The sequence below is a fragment of the Streptomyces sp. Tu 3180 genome, assembly GCF_009852415.1.
Taxonomy (GTDB): Bacteria; Actinomycetota; Actinomycetes; order Streptomycetales; family Streptomycetaceae; genus Streptomyces.
Genome location: NZ_WOXS01000002.1, coordinates 8,129,366 through 8,142,448 on the forward strand (window position 1 = coordinate 8,129,366; position 13,083 = coordinate 8,142,448).

Annotated in this window: 12 protein-coding genes and 3 pseudogenes; 8 read left to right on the forward strand and 7 right to left on the reverse strand. The window is 73.5% G+C overall.

Annotated features, from left to right (window positions below; genetic code table 11):
* Window positions 1–104 precede the first annotated feature (104 nt).
* Both GL259_RS36560 and GL259_RS36565 read left to right on the forward strand, forming a co-directional pair.
* Window positions 105–884, forward strand: a pseudogene (locus tag GL259_RS36560) (MFS transporter); the annotation flags it as partial.
* A gap of 173 nt (window positions 885–1,057) precedes the next feature.
* A complete protein-coding gene (locus GL259_RS36565) occupies window positions 1,058–2,014 on the forward strand; it encodes an aminoglycoside phosphotransferase family protein (RefSeq protein WP_159537991.1) in 957 nt (318 codons plus the stop codon).
* A 256-nt stretch (window positions 2,015–2,270) separates the two neighbouring features.
* Here GL259_RS36565 and GL259_RS36570 read toward each other — a convergent pair whose 3' ends face one another.
* Window positions 2,271–3,791, reverse strand: coding sequence for an alpha/beta fold hydrolase (locus GL259_RS36570; RefSeq protein ID WP_159537993.1), 1,521 nt, complete (start codon window positions 3,789–3,791; stop codon window positions 2,271–2,273).
* Window positions 3,792–3,916: 125 nt separating this feature from the next.
* Here GL259_RS36570 and GL259_RS36575 point away from each other — a divergent pair, with 125 nt between their 5' ends.
* A complete protein-coding gene (locus GL259_RS36575) occupies window positions 3,917–4,861 on the forward strand; it encodes a MerR family transcriptional regulator (RefSeq protein WP_159539245.1) in 945 nt (314 codons plus the stop codon).
* Window positions 4,862–5,051: 190 nt separating this feature from the next.
* Here GL259_RS36575 and GL259_RS36580 read toward each other — a convergent pair whose 3' ends face one another.
* The gene (locus tag GL259_RS36580) at window positions 5,052–5,927 is read right to left on the reverse strand and encodes a hypothetical protein (RefSeq protein WP_159537995.1); all 876 of its coding nucleotides are present in this window, start codon (window positions 5,925–5,927) and stop codon (window positions 5,052–5,054) included.
* Between the two features lie 290 nt (window positions 5,928–6,217).
* Complete coding sequence (locus GL259_RS36585; protein WP_159537997.1) at window positions 6,218–7,204, reverse strand: hypothetical protein; 987 nt, start codon at window positions 7,202–7,204, stop codon at window positions 6,218–6,220.
* Window positions 7,205–7,503: 299 nt separating this feature from the next.
* On the opposite strand from GL259_RS36585, the gene GL259_RS36590 reads away from it, so the two are divergent.
* Window positions 7,504–8,493 (forward strand): aldo/keto reductase, encoded by a 990-nt coding sequence (locus GL259_RS36590; RefSeq protein WP_159537999.1) that lies wholly within the window; start codon window positions 7,504–7,506, stop codon window positions 8,491–8,493.
* Between the two features lie 102 nt (window positions 8,494–8,595).
* On the opposite strand, the gene GL259_RS36595 is transcribed toward GL259_RS36590, so the two are convergent.
* Window positions 8,596–9,129 carry a hypothetical protein gene (locus GL259_RS36595; protein ID WP_159538001.1) on the reverse strand — a complete coding sequence of 178 codons (534 nt, stop codon included), beginning with the start codon at window positions 9,127–9,129 and terminating at the stop codon, window positions 8,596–8,598.
* Window positions 9,130–9,549: 420 nt separating this feature from the next.
* Here GL259_RS36595 and GL259_RS36600 point away from each other — a divergent pair, with 420 nt between their 5' ends.
* Entirely contained in the window at window positions 9,550–10,158 is a 609-nt protein-coding gene (locus tag GL259_RS36600; protein ID WP_159538003.1) for a hypothetical protein, read from the forward strand.
* 76 nt (window positions 10,159–10,234) lie between these two features.
* On the opposite strand, the pseudogene GL259_RS36605 reads toward GL259_RS36600, so the two are convergent.
* Window positions 10,235–10,342: pseudogene (locus tag GL259_RS36605) on the reverse strand (universal stress protein); the annotation flags it as partial.
* Window positions 10,343–10,359: 17 nt separating this feature from the next.
* Window positions 10,360–10,470: pseudogene (locus GL259_RS39185) on the reverse strand (IS982 family transposase); the annotation flags it as partial.
* 103 nt (window positions 10,471–10,573) lie between these two features.
* Between GL259_RS39185 and GL259_RS36615 the strand changes: the two are divergent.
* The 3 genes from GL259_RS36615 to GL259_RS36625 all read left to right on the forward strand — a co-directional run bounded on the left by GL259_RS36615 (window position 10,574) and on the right by GL259_RS36625 (window position 12,126).
* The gene (locus GL259_RS36615; protein WP_208026570.1) at window positions 10,574–11,116 is read left to right on the forward strand and encodes a DapH/DapD/GlmU-related protein; all 543 of its coding nucleotides are present in this window, start codon (window positions 10,574–10,576) and stop codon (window positions 11,114–11,116) included.
* A gap of 40 nt (window positions 11,117–11,156) precedes the next feature.
* Window positions 11,157–11,402 carry a hypothetical protein gene (locus GL259_RS36620; protein ID WP_159538005.1) on the forward strand — a complete coding sequence of 82 codons (246 nt, stop codon included), beginning with the start codon at window positions 11,157–11,159 and terminating at the stop codon, window positions 11,400–11,402.
* Window positions 11,403–11,691: 289 nt separating this feature from the next.
* On the forward strand, window positions 11,692–12,126 hold the full coding sequence (locus tag GL259_RS36625) for a hypothetical protein (protein ID WP_159538007.1): 435 nt from the start codon (window positions 11,692–11,694) through the stop codon (window positions 12,124–12,126).
* Between the two features lie 306 nt (window positions 12,127–12,432).
* Here GL259_RS36625 and GL259_RS36630 read toward each other — a convergent pair whose 3' ends face one another.
* Entirely contained in the window at window positions 12,433–12,819 is a 387-nt protein-coding gene (locus GL259_RS36630) for an SRPBCC family protein (protein WP_166461610.1), read from the reverse strand.
* Window positions 12,820–13,083 lie beyond the last annotated feature (264 nt).

A 13,083-nucleotide genomic window follows, 5' to 3' on the forward strand; every position in this document is an offset into this window, starting at 1 on the left:
CGCCGCTGTTCCGACAACTGACCGACGACCTGAGCCACTTCACTCACGCCACCGCCCTCACCGCCCAGGCCGGTGCGTCCGCCGCGGCCGGCGCCCGCATCGACGCCGCCCTCGGCTTCGTGGCCTGGGAACTGCACCGCCGCCACGCGTCCCTGCTGGACGTACGCCTCTTCCGCGAGCGCGGCCCGGCCGGCGGCTCCCTCACGCTGCTGGTCGTCTTCGGCGTGCAGGCGGGCATCGCCGTGGTCCTCTTCCCCTCCTTCCAGGCCGTCCTCGGCTGGTCCGGCCTGCTGTCCACGGTCGCGATGATGCCCATGGCCGTCACGATGATGACGACCTCCGGCCTGGCCTCCAAGCTCACCGCACGCATCGGCGCCCGCTCGACCATGGCCACCGGGATCGCACTCGCCGCCCTCGGCCTGGCCCTCATGGCCCTGTTCGTCTCCGTCGACGGCGGCTACCTGTCCGTCCTGCCCGGGCTGCTCGCCATGGGCGCCGGGACGGGCCTGTCGGTGACGCCCTCCACCGAGGCCGTCACCGGCTCCCTGCCCCGCGGGAAGCAGGGCGTGGCTTCCGCCCTCAACGACGTCACCCGCGAGTTCGGCACCGCCCTCGGCGTCGCCCTGCTCGGCGCGCTCCTGTCGGCCGGCTACCGCAACGCCATCGACGACGAACTCGACGCCCTCCCGAACGGCGCCGCGGACACCGCACGCGAAGGCGTCGCCAACGCCGTCGAGGCGGCACCCGGCACCGGCCCGCACGCACAGGACCCGCTCCATGCCGCCCGGCAGTCCTTCGTCGACGGACGGCAGCAGGCCATGTGGACCGGCGTCGCCGTCATGGGAGCGCTCTTCGTCCACGTCGCCCTGCGCGGCCCGAAGAGCGCCACCCCCGCAGCGCCCTCGCACACGGCGGGGACCAGCGACACCGTCCCCGCCCGATGGCCGTGCAGGAGCCGGGCGACCGGCACGCGGACCGTGCGGCAGGTACCGCGGCCCCGCGGTACCTGCCGCGGCCCCCACCCGGACCCCGGCGCCGCTGCTGCTGTAATGCACGGATGGAGATCGTTCCGAACACGGAAGCATCACCTGCCGCCGACCCGTGGCCCCGGTACTTCGCCGACCGGGGGCACCCCGGCGCCCGCCGCGTCGGCGCCGGGGTCGAGGGCGTCGTCTACGCACTGGGCGCCGGCCGAGTCGCGAAGGTGTGGAACGGCCGGCCGCCGGCCGCTCCGGAGCTCACCCGACAGGTGTACGCGGACATCGCGCGGCACCGGCTGCCCTTCGCCACTCCGGAGATCCACGAGATCGAGGAACACGAGGGTGTCGTCGTGACGTACGAGCGCGAGCTGCCCGGCGCCTCACTGCGCGGCGACTCCGCACACGAGGACTACGAGCGGGAGATTCCCGCTCCCCACAGGGAAGCGCTGCTCACGGTCCTGCGGGGCCTCGCCTCCGTACCGGGCACCGACGCCATGCGCCGGCTGACCGTCCAGGGTGACGACCGTCCGCTGTGGCTGGGGCACGACCGCTTCCAGGACGCGCTCGCCGCCCTGGTCCTCCGGGCCGTGGCCCGGCACGGTGCTGCCCTGTCCGCGCACGTGCCCGACCTCGGCGCCGGGGTCGAACGCACGCTGAGCGCGCTGCGGTCCCTGCCCGACGGCCCGGTCACGGTGATCCACGGTGACCTCGTCCCGCCCAACATCCACACCGACGCGGCCGGCCGTCCCGTCGCCCTGCTCGACTTCGGCTTCTGCACGACCGCGGGCGACCCGGCCTTCGAGGCCGCCGTCACCGCGGCGATCTGGGACATGTACGGCTCGTACGCCGAGGAGCACACCGAGGAGCTCACGCGGCTCTTCGCACACGAGCTCGGGTACGCACGCGCCGCCCTCACCGCCTACCAGGCCGCGTACGCCCTCACCACCTACGACGTCTTCGGTACGGACGACGGCGACGGGCACTTCCGGTGGTGCGTCCGACAGCTTCGCCGCAACGCCGTGTTCAGGGCGTAGGCCACGGCACCGTCCGCCTCCGCACGGCCGCCGACTCGTGCGGAGGCGGACGGCACCGTACGGACTCGCGTCCATCGGGGGCGGCCCATGACGCGTCGCGTCCGCCCGTCGTGCGCCGCGGTCCGCCCTCACGACTCCGTCGCGGGCGCAGGGGACGACGCGTCGGTCCGGCATCCGGATCACCGACCGCCCCGGCGTCCGCGACCGGGCGAGCACGGTCGTCGTGCAGCCCGGGGCACGGTGCGCGGCCCGCGCGTCAGCCGGTCAGATGGGCCACCACCGAGCGCATCGCGCGGAGCAGGGCCGGGCGGGTCTCCTCGGGCGCGTCGAGGGTCTCGAAGCCGTGGTGGCCGTTCGGGACGTCGACCAGTTCCAGGCGCGCCCCGCAGTCCTCGGCCGCGGTCACGAACGCCTCCACGGTGGCGGCGATCTCGGGTGTCTCCCGCCCCGCACGGAGGAGGACGACGGGCAGGGCCCCGGCGTGCGTGACCGCCCGGGCCGGGTGGAACCGGCTGCCGTCCAGCCCCCAGTTGGGCAGCGGCGCCAGGACGGGGTAGGAGGCGGCCAGGCAGCGCAGCCAGGCGGGGGGCCTCGTCAGCCAGTCCGCGGTGAGCAGGCCGCCACCGGAGAAGAACCACAGGGCGATCCGGTCGGCGTCCACCCGGGGATCGGCGCGCACCAGTTCCACCGCGGCGGTGACGTCGGCGGCGGCGCGCTCGTAGTCGGCGACGTCGTGCAGCCGGTGGTCGAGGGTCACGCCGACCACGCCCTCGGCGGCCGCCAGGCGGGCGTGTCCCACCAGGGTCGGCCAGTCGCGCGGGGTCGGCCGGGCCCCGGCGGGCACCGGGCCGCCGTGCACGAGGACCACGGCCGGTCGCGGGCCCCCGGCGTCGGGAACGTACAGGTCGACCTGCCCCCTGCGGTCCCGGGGCAGCTCGGGCACGTCCACGGGGAACGGGCGCAGATGGGCGGGCGGCGCGTCGGCGCCGACCGGCCGCAGGCGGCGCCCCCCGCCGACCGCGGCCCGCAGCAGGACGTCCGCCAGTTCGGTGGGGCAGGACAGCATCGGCCAGTGCCCGGTGGGCAGTTCGAAGAACGTGACCTGAGGACCGGTGAGGGCCGCCAGCGCGGGGTCGCCGAAGTCGACGAGCCGTTGCACCAGGTCGATGCTGACCCCGTTACGGGTGCACAGCACCCCGGTGGTGGGCACCGCGGTCACCGCTCCGGTCAGCCGCAGCGGCTGGAGCAAGGTGCCGAGCGGCTGCGGCGCGGCGAGAGCGGTGAGCCGGTCCAGCGCCGCGTCGGAGAGGCCGGCGACGCTGCCCCAGCGCTGCCACTCGTCACGGGACGGCGGCGCCAGCTCGCCCCCGCGCTCACCGCGCCGGGCCCGCTCGGCCAGCCGCGCACGCAGTGCCTGGTCCGGTACGGCGGCCAGGGCCGGGACGCCGTTCTGCGGCATCCCGCACTCCAGGTACACGACGCGGGCGACGCGCAGGGGCCGCCGGTCGGCGGCGCCGAGCACCGGATGGATGCCGTAGTCGTGACCGACGAGCACGATCTCCCGGCCGGACCCCGCGTCCACCGCGTCGATCGCCGCGATCACGTCCGCGATGTGTGTCTCCAGATCGACGGAGGCCGGCGCGGCGGGCCGGTCCGCGTCGAGTCCGGTGAGCGGGACCGCGTGCACCTCGCCGCCCGCCGCGGCCAGCAGCGCGGCCGTCTCCTGCCACACATGGGCGCCGGTGAACGCGCCCGCCACCATGATGAACACGGTCATGGTCCCCTCCTCGGGTCCGTCGTACGACGCCGCGCCGGTCGCGTACGCCGTGGTCCGCGGACCGGGGCGTACGCCGCGGTCCGCGTGCGCCGGTACCGTAGGAACTCCCCCGGAGGGAGGTTCAACTGTCCACGTCCCACGAAGTCCTCTGGAGCATCGGCGAGCTCGCCGAGCGCGCGGGCGTCACCGTGAAGACCGTCCGCTTCTACTCCGACCGGGGTCTGCTGCCCGAGGCCTCCCGCAGCGGCGGCGGGCACCGCCGGTACGGTCCCGAAGCGCTGGAGCGGCTGCGTCTGATCCGCTCCCTGCGCACCCTCGACCTGCCGCTGCCCGAGGTGCGCCGGGTCCTCGAGGACGAGGATCCGGCGGGCCGTGTGCTGGAGGACGCCGTCGCGCGCCGCCTGCGCGAGCTGGGCAGCGAGCTGAGGACGTTGCGCTGGCGGGAGGCGGCGCTGGAGCTCGTGCGGGAGTGCCCGCCCGCGGAGCAGGCCGACCGGCTGCGGCTGATCGGCGCGGTGAGCACCCCGCCGAGCACGGCGCCGTTGGCACGGTTCTGGCGTGGCTGGCTGCCGCCGCGGATGCCGGCCCGGGCGACGGCGGCGTTCTTGGAGGTGGCCGTCCCCCGGCCGCCCGACGAGCCGGCCCCGGCGCAGGTGCTCGCCTTCGCCCGGCTGCACGCGATGACGACGGCCCCCTGCCCGGGCGGCCGGCAGCCCCAGCCCCAGGTGCACCGGGTGACCGGGGCCCGCGGGGCGGCCGCGTTGTACGCGGGCCTCGCCGAGGCGTACGAGCTCGCGGGCCCGCAGCTGCGCCGGGCACGGGATCCGTACCCGGGTGAGGCGCTGGACGCCTACGTGGCGGCGTACGCGAGCGCGTACGGCAGCCGGGACACCCGGGAGTTCCGCCGCCTGCTGGTCGCGCGACTCGCGGCCGAGCCGCGTCTGGACCGGTACTGGGAGCTGACGGCCGTGGTGCTCACGCCGCCGGGCAGCCGGCCGGAGCCGACCCCGGGCTCCGCGGACGACTGGCTGCGCGCGGCACTGGAGCGGGACAACGCCGGAGCGGCGTAGACGGAGGGGAGGAAGCCGGAGGCCGCGACCGTCGAAGGGAGCACGGACATGGCCGGCCGGCCGCTGACGCAGCTGCTGGTGACGAGGACCTCGGCGTCGAGCTGTTCGCGAGGATGCGGCACACCCGGCGACCGGCGTCCCGGCACGCGCATCCCGAGGCTGTCGTCGCCGTCCGGGAGGCGGGTCGGTTTCATCGGGAGAGGGCCAGGAGGATCAGCTGGAGGGGCATCATGACGAACGCGAGCGACAGCAGCAGCCCGCCGGCCAGCGTGACGCCCGCTGTGCGCCACAGCAGGGTCGAGACCGCCAGTGAGCAGACGGCCCTGCCGGGCTGCCGGCGGTCGTGGACGACTTCGATGCGCCTCGGGTCACCGCCGATGCGCCTGGCCGCGCAGTCGGGCTCGATCTCGTGCGTCCCGCCCTCCAGGTCGGTGTACCGGAAGAACGTCCGCTTGCCCTCTCTCCGGGCGAACACCGCGACGACCGTGACACCCCGCCTGCGCACGCCCCACCGCTTCCACGCCCACCGGAGCGAGGGCACCACGATCAACAGACCGAAGAGGGCGGGCGCCGCCCCCAGCAGCCACAACGCCGCCTGCTGCGGTTCGCCGGCCCACGCCAGCAGGGCGAACCCGCCGACGTGTACGAGAAGGAGCGCGATCCCCACGACGCGCTCACGGCGTGTCAGCCCCAGGCCCTTCTTCCGGCCGGAGGTGCCCGTCGGCCGCTCCTCGACCAGGGCCGCCCCGCCCTGCGGCGGACCGCTCCTGGACCGGGCCCGGTTGACCGTCTCGACGAGCCGGCCCGCTTGGGCGGCGTCCCGGCCCTCCAGCGTGAACACCGGCCCCGGAGCGCCGTCCACACCCCACAGCGCTATCTCGGCCGACCGCTGCCCCCGGCCCGCGGCCCGCGCTTCCGCGACGGCCTCGACCGGTATCCGTCGCCGCAGCCCTTCCTGCTCCAGGATCACGGCCCGGCCCTCCAGCCACAGGGTGCCGCCGTACCCGCGCAGCGTGACCGACGGAAGCGGGGACTCCGGTGGTGAGGGCCTGTGCTGACGGGGCATCGGGCTCTCTTTTCCTCCGGACGACTCGATGGGGTCCAGAGCATCCCACGAGAAACAGTCGCCGTGCCCGGCCCGGATGCGGTGAGACCGGTCCTCAGCGGCCTCCTCGAAGGTCGTCCCACGGGCTGGGACCCACGGGACGTGTCCGCGCCGGTGGTGCGGCAGGACATCGGAGGTGTCCGCCCCGCCGCCTCCGGGGGGAGGCGGATCCCCGGGATCCGGTCCGGCGGCCGGCGGGCATCGTCCCGGCGTCCGGTGTCCTGGGCACCGGACATCGCGGAGGTCGTCCGTCAGCTGCTGGAGGACCGCCGAAGGTGCCGGCGGTGCCGCCGGTACCAGAGCGCGCCGATCGCGGCGGACGCCGTGGCCAGGGCGATGCAGAGGACCGGCCAGCGGCTGTCGGCGATGCGCAGGCCGGTCAGGAAGGTCACGGCGGTCAGGGCGAGCGGAACGAGGAGGGAGAGGAACGCGCGGAGTGCGGCCGCCGCCACTTCCGGTTCGGGCCGGGAGATCCGGCGGCGCGGGGCAGGCGGGGTGTCGGCGGAGTAGCGGGCGAGGACACGGTGCGCCAGGCGGGTGTCGGCGCGCTGGTAGACCACCGCCAAGTACGGGAGCCAGACGAGGGGGGCGACCAGCCCGACCAGGAGGACCACGCCGAGGAGCAGCCACCGCCAGGCCTGGACGGCGACCCGCCGTACGCGCCGGCCCGTGTCCCGGCCCTCGTCGCCCGGCGTGAGCACGCCGAGGAGGTGGGCCATGCGCAGGGTGACGTCCCACAGGGCCCTCCAGCGCTTCCATCGGGAGGGTGCGCCGGCGGCGGCGCGTCCTGTCCGGGTGAGCGCCTCCTGTGCCTGCCGGATGTCCTGGTACACGCCCTGGAGGACGAGGAGCTCGCCGGCGCGCGCGCCCGCCGTGGGGTCGCGGCCGTCGAGGGCGGCCAGTTCCAGGACCGTACGCGCCTGGCGGAGCAGCGCCGCGCAGAACGCGACGGGAATGAGCACGAGGAACGGACCGCCCACGAGGGCCCCCTCCGACACGACGGTCCGTCGGCCACGAGCGATCACCCGGGCCCGGAGCTCCGCCTCGGTGGCATCGGGGTGGTCCCGACGGAGCCGGGCGATCGCCTCGGGCACGGCCGGACCGATGCGGCGGACGGCGAAGCCGGCGAGAGTTTCGGGCAGGTGCCCGGGATCGGTGACGACCGACGCCAGCAGTGAGCGTTCCAGAGAGAGCTCCTCGCGGGAACCCTCGGTGTTCCGGTTCTCCCGATACGGCACAGATCGTACCTATCACGAATCGGCCCGACCGTAGTACAGGGAAGGACAGGGACGATTCCCGTCCCTTCCACCCCCGCGCCCCGGCCCCTGACCGGACGCAGGGGCGATGCCGCTCTGAACGGGTGACTTGCGCTGGAGCGTGCTCCAGGCCGTAGCGTCGCAGACACCACGGCGCACGAAGCCCGTGTCGCCCGATGCCCCTCACGAGATGCCGGGCGGTGGAATCCGTCGCTAGATGGAAGAAGGGCTTCGTGCCGCCCGAACGACGAACGAGTGTGCAGGAAAGGCGGGAACACGGCATGCAGAAGCGCAGCCTGCGGGACCTCCGGGTATCGGCCATCGGCCTGGGGTGCATGGGCATGTCCGCCTTCTACGGATCCAGCGATCGGGAAGAGGGGATCGCGACCATCCGGCGTGCCCTCGACCTCGGGGTGAACTTCCTCGACACCGCGCAGATGTACGGACCGCTCACCAACGAGTCGCTCGTCGGCGAGGCGATCCGGGGGCATCGCGACGAGTACGTGATCGCGACGAAGTTCAACTACCGGATGGACGACGCCGTGCCCGGCGACATCAGCACGGTCGGCCCGCAGGACGGTTCGGCCGAGCACGTCCGGAGCTCGGTCCACGGCTCCCTGGAGCGCCTGGGGACCGACCACATCGACCTGTACTACCAGCACCGGGTCGACCCGAACGTCCCCATCGAGGAGACGGTCGGCGCACTGGGCGAACTGGTCGCCGAGGGCAAGGTGCGGCACATCGGCCTGAGCGAGGCGAGCGCGGAGACCATCCGGCGCGCCCACGCCGTGCACCCGGTCACCGCGGTGCAGAGCGAGTACTCGCTGTGGTCACGGGACGTGGAGGCCGAGGTGCTGCCCGCCTGCCGGGAGCTGGGCATCGGCTTCGTGCCGTACTCGCCGCTCGGCCGCGGTTTCCTCGCCGGGCGATTCACCTCACCGGACGAGCTGGACGAGAACGACTGGCGCCGCGAGAACCCGCGCTTCCAGGACGCCAACCTGGAGGCGAACCTCCGGCTGGCGGCAAAGGTGAAGGAGATCGCCGCCGAGAAGGACGTGACCCCGGCCCAGTTGGCCATCGCCTGGGTGCTGGCCCGGGGCGGGGACCTGGTGCCGATCCCGGGCACCAAGCGCCGCACCTACCTGGAGCAGAACGCCGCCGCGGTCGACATCGTGCTGACCGAGGACGACCTGACCCGCATCGACGCGGAGCTGCCCGAGGCGGCGGGCGAGCGGTACGACGAGGCAGGGATGCGATCCGTCAATCGCTAGGTCGTGTCCGCCCGCGCCGATGTCGCCGGTCCGTGCGTGCTGTGTCGTCATGGGCTGACTGGTGAATCGTGGGCGGCGATCCGGTGCCGGCGGCCGTAGCGGCTACTTGATCAGGGCGTTGGCTCCGATGATCACCAGGCCGATCAGCATGTCGGCGGCTCCGGCCCGGAGCGAAGCCGCCCATCCACGGCCCGTTCCGTGCGCGGTCCACGCCCCCCAACCGGCGAGCAGCAAGGTGTTGAGCACCAGCGCGGCGCTCACCGCCTCGCTCTCCGTCCACCAGGAGGGGACCGCGGTCAGCAGCAGCACGACGGTGGGGACGGCCGCCGCGACGACCGGCCACTCGGCGAGCATCGCGCGCAGCCCGACCCCGACGCCGCTGTGATCAGCCGACAACCTGTGCGCGACGACGTGCGCGTAACCGTGGGCGGCCGCGGAGGCGAGGGCGGTGAGCAGGACCCACAGCGCGTCCGATCCGGGATCGGACGCCTCGCCGGGAGAGTCGAGTGCGGCCGCCAGCGCACTGGCCAGGACGAGCCCGTAGATGCCGCTGAACAGCGTTGTTTCCGACGGTTGCCGTTCTGGTGCCTGCCGCGGGGGAGTCGGCCGGGGGAAACGGTGAGCACGGTGGTGCATCGCCACAGTGTCCGCCGGGACGGTGCGGAAAACGGCCGTACGACACGAACCGGAAGACCGGTGCCGGTCGTGGGCGCGGGGTGTGGCCCCGTACGGGCGACGAGGCGGTCGGCGGTCGGGAGGGTGCTGCCGCTGCCGCCACCTGCCTCGACCAGGACGCGGGCTCCGGTCCTGACGCCCGTTGCTCGATGTCGAGCAATGACGGGGCGTCAGCCGCCGCGGACCCGAGCCTGAACCGGAACCTTCACGGCACCCACTGCTTCGGTCCGGTCGGGCCGCGGTTCGCGACGGTGCCGTCACGGGGTCCCGGGGGCCGTCCGGGCCGGGCACGGAGTTCCGGTGGCTATCATGCGGCCCATGATGAGCAGGGGGACACGTCGGGCGTTCCGGGTCGGTACGGGACTGTGGTGCCTTTTGGCCGTGGTGGCCGCTACGGCCGTCTGGACCACGGAGCCCGACGGGACCTCGATCCACGGCCTCGACATCGCGTACGTACGGGACCACGTCCACGGCGCGCTGCATCCGGTGGCCCACGCGTACACGATGCATTTCGCCGGACTGGTGGAGGTCACGCTCCTGCTGGGGCTGACTCCGGGGGTGCGCGGACCGCGGGCGCGTTTCGTCGCGGGGAGCGTCGCGGTCCTGACGGCCGCCGTGCTGGCGCTGCTGGCCGTCAACACCCTCACGGAGACATCGCCGTACGCAGACCCCTCCCGAGCGCTGCTCGACAGGACCGCCGCGGCGGTCCTGATCGCCCTGGCACTCGCGACCCTGTGCGCGGCGGTGGTGCTGATGCGCCGGGGATTCGTGTTCTACGACGGCTTCGTGATCGCGTTCCTGGCCGGTGCGGGCATCCTTCACGTGGTGTCGATGTTCCTCTTGGCCGCCGTGCTGGATCCGCGGATGTCGCTGACCGTCTGGGCGTGGGCACCAGCGCTGTGTCACCTGCCGGCGGCGGGGTGCGCCGCCGCGCTCGCGGCCGGTACGGCGGCGGACCGGCGGGAGGCGGTGCGGCCGCTGCCCGCCTGAGGTCCCGCCTCGGCCCGTTCGAGAGGTGGGGAGGGGCCGAAGCCGCGGCTCGCGCGACAGCTTCTTCCGCGACCGCTCACGTCGTCCTGCGAACGGTGACGACGGGGCAGTGCGCGTGCGTCATCATGGCCTGGCTCACCGAGCCCAGGAGCAGTCCGGCAACGCCGCCGCGCCCCCGCGTACCGCACGACGGTCACCGTCCGGGGCGATCCCGACGGCCGGACGCCATGCCGCCAGACGCGGAGACGCTTCCAGCAGGTCGTCGGTCCTCACATGGAGTGCCGTCGCGAGGGTGTCCAGGCCGTTCGTCACACAACGATCTCGGACGCCCTCGTTCTCGTCTCCCTCGGCACCCCTTGGCTTCGATCATCCGGTGAGTCTTGTCCCGCCACCGGTGCACGGGAAGGATCACGGCATGTCCAGCGACCGTCTCATGCGCATCCGCAGCACCGAGTTCCAGGCCATGGCCGAGAGGGTTCTGCGGGTCACCGAGCTCACCTCCCGCCTGAACGTCCTGCCTTTCGAGGACGAAGCGGGCAAGGCGGAACTGTTCGAGCAGATCCTCGGCAAGCCGCTGCCGCCGAGAGTCACGATCTATCCGCCCTTCTACACGGACCACGGCCTGAACCTCGACCTCGCCGAGCGCGTCTTCATCAACCAGAACTGCACGTTCCTGGACTATGCCGGTATCCGGATCGGTGAGCGCGTGATGATCGGACCGAAGGTCACGTTCATCACCAGCGGCCACCCGGTTGATCCCGGGGAGCGGCGGCTGTACCTCACCGGCGCACCCATCGACGTGGCGGAGAACGTGTGGATCGGTGCCGGTGCCACGATCCTGCCCGGCGTCAGCATCGGCCGTGACGCCGTGGTGGCCGCCGGCGCGGTCGTGGCCGATGACGTTCCGCCGGCAAGTCTGGTGACCGGCAGCAAGGCGACCGTGCACCGGAAGTGGTGACGGCCTCCTCGGGCCACGCCGAGCCCGACTGCGGGCAGCCATGACCACACCCGAACTCGGCCCCGGTGGCGCCGCCGCTCCGGTGGAGTCGACCCTGCTGATGACCATGACGGCCTGGCAGTGCAGCCGCCCCTCGGAGGCGATGCCGGCGGTCTACGCCTCCGACCCCACGCTGGCAGCCATGCGCCTGGACTTCACCGACCTGGTCCGCCGCACCACGGCAGTGACCGCCTCCGGCCTGCTGGTGCGGCAGACGGAGCAGACCAGCGCCGGCCCAACCTCCTGAGCGTCGGCCTCGCCGCACACCGAATGAGACATCGTGCGTCTGAGACAGCCGTACAGGTCACACAACCCCATCCGCCGCTGTCGCATCCGGCAGCTGCACGACCCCCGTCACAGCCTGACCGAGGGAGCCCCGACCGGTGCTGCGCGGCGCGATGAAGAGGGTGAAGCGCCGGGCAGCGGACCGCGCGGTTCCGTCGGTACCGTGCCGATCCCGGCCGCCGCGTGTGCGACCGGCATCCAGGAGCTGTCCGGCCGGTCATCGTCGTGGGCGGTCCGGCATGACTGCCGGGGTGAGCATCATCGTCGAGTTCTTCACGGCTCCGGACGACGCGTCAGCGGCTCCGGCTCTTCGGGCCGGGCCGCGGCGCGCATTCGAGTCGCTCTCCTTCGGCAACTTCGATCCCGAAGAGGCTGTGGCCGAGTGGGAGTGCCTGCTTGCCGGCGGCAGCTTCGAGGAACTCGTCGAAGCCGGTGAGCCTCGTCTCGTCGCCGGTCGGGACGATGGCGGGTGCGTCGTCTTCGCGATCCCGCCTCGCCTGTCCGCCGTGCTCGCCGAGGCTGAGCGGTCCGAGTTGGAGGATGCCGCTGTCGCCTGGTCCTTGCAGCGGGCGGAGGACGGCGAGGTCGTCGACGCGGAGATCGCCCAAGTGATCCTGAGTGATCTGACCGCTCCCGTCAGCAGCGCCCGACGCCAGGGCCGGAACGTCTACTGCCGGGTCGCGTAAGAGTTCACGTTCGGAGCCGGATCGCAACGGACGCCGCGGTGGCGGTGCCGGGGAATCCGGCGTGGAGCAGTCACCTGACCGGCCGGGCAAGTCCTGGCTGCGGGCCAGGACACCATCGGTGCGTCGCATGCCGTGCATCGTTTCCGCGGATCCCGAGGCCGTCCCGGCAGCCGTCGGCCGTTCGGAGGCTGCCGCCATCCGCCTCCGCCACCCTGCCGCCTGACCGGTACGCGGACGTGCCGGCACCCGAAAGCGCGGAAGGCCCGGCACCCCCGGACATCGGCGGTCCGGATCCCGTCGCCGCGATCAGGACCGTACGAGGCGGCGGAGGGCGAGGCGCGCGAACGGGGCGTAGGCGGCCGCCGCGAGCACCGGACCGTCCATGACGAGGGACGTCCGGCTGCCGCGGGGGTGCGCGTGCACCTCATGGTCCAGCCTGAGGCGGACGGGGCCCAACCGGACGCGCCACGTCCACCGGTGCCGCCGGTGGTCGACGGCTTCCACGGTGAACGCGGCACGGACGCCGACGACCGACTCGACCGTCCCGCTCAGTCCGGGGGCGAGGGTGCGGCCGTTCGCGTGTACTGCACGGATCTGCGGTGACCACGATGCCCACTGATCGACGTCCGCATAGCGCTGCCACACCGTCGCCGGCCGAGCCGGGCCCGTGGCCCGCAGTGTCAGGCGGCCCATGGACGACCCGTGACCCATTGCGTTTGGCCCAGGGTGCGGCAGCGGCTCGTCACACCCGGTCCCGGAGACGTTCGGACAGTGCCTTGTCCGGCCGGAACGCGGCCGTGACCGTCAGCGCCGTGGAAGCTGCCCGGGCCGACCGTCTCGTCGTCCTTGAGGGTCTCCGGGACCCGGTCGACGTCCTCCGGGGTGAGCCGTCTGCCGCCGGAGCCCTCGACGGCGCGGCGCGCCGTGATGTCGATGAGGTGCGTCCTGCCCATGATC

Coding starts and splice junctions, on each gene's coding strand:
- GL259_RS36565 (WP_159537991.1), top strand. CDS start 1,058: ATGGAGATCGTTCCGAACACGGAAGCATCACCTGCCGCCGACCCGTGG.
- GL259_RS36570 (WP_159537993.1), bottom strand. CDS start 3,791: ATGACCGTGTTCATCATGGTGGCGGGCGCGTTCACCGGCGCCCATGTG.
- GL259_RS36580 (WP_159537995.1), bottom strand. CDS start 5,927: ATGCCCCGTCAGCACAGGCCCTCACCACCGGAGTCCCCGCTTCCGTCG.
- GL259_RS36590 (WP_159537999.1), top strand. CDS start 7,504: ATGCAGAAGCGCAGCCTGCGGGACCTCCGGGTATCGGCCATCGGCCTG.
- GL259_RS36595 (WP_159538001.1), bottom strand. CDS start 9,129: ATGCACCACCGTGCTCACCGTTTCCCCCGGCCGACTCCCCCGCGGCAG.
- GL259_RS36615 (WP_208026570.1), top strand. CDS start 10,574: ATGTCCAGCGACCGTCTCATGCGCATCCGCAGCACCGAGTTCCAGGCC.
- GL259_RS36620 (WP_159538005.1), top strand. CDS start 11,157: ATGACCACACCCGAACTCGGCCCCGGTGGCGCCGCCGCTCCGGTGGAG.
- GL259_RS36630 (WP_166461610.1), bottom strand. CDS start 12,819: ATGGGCCGCCTGACACTGCGGGCCACGGGCCCGGCTCGGCCGGCGACG.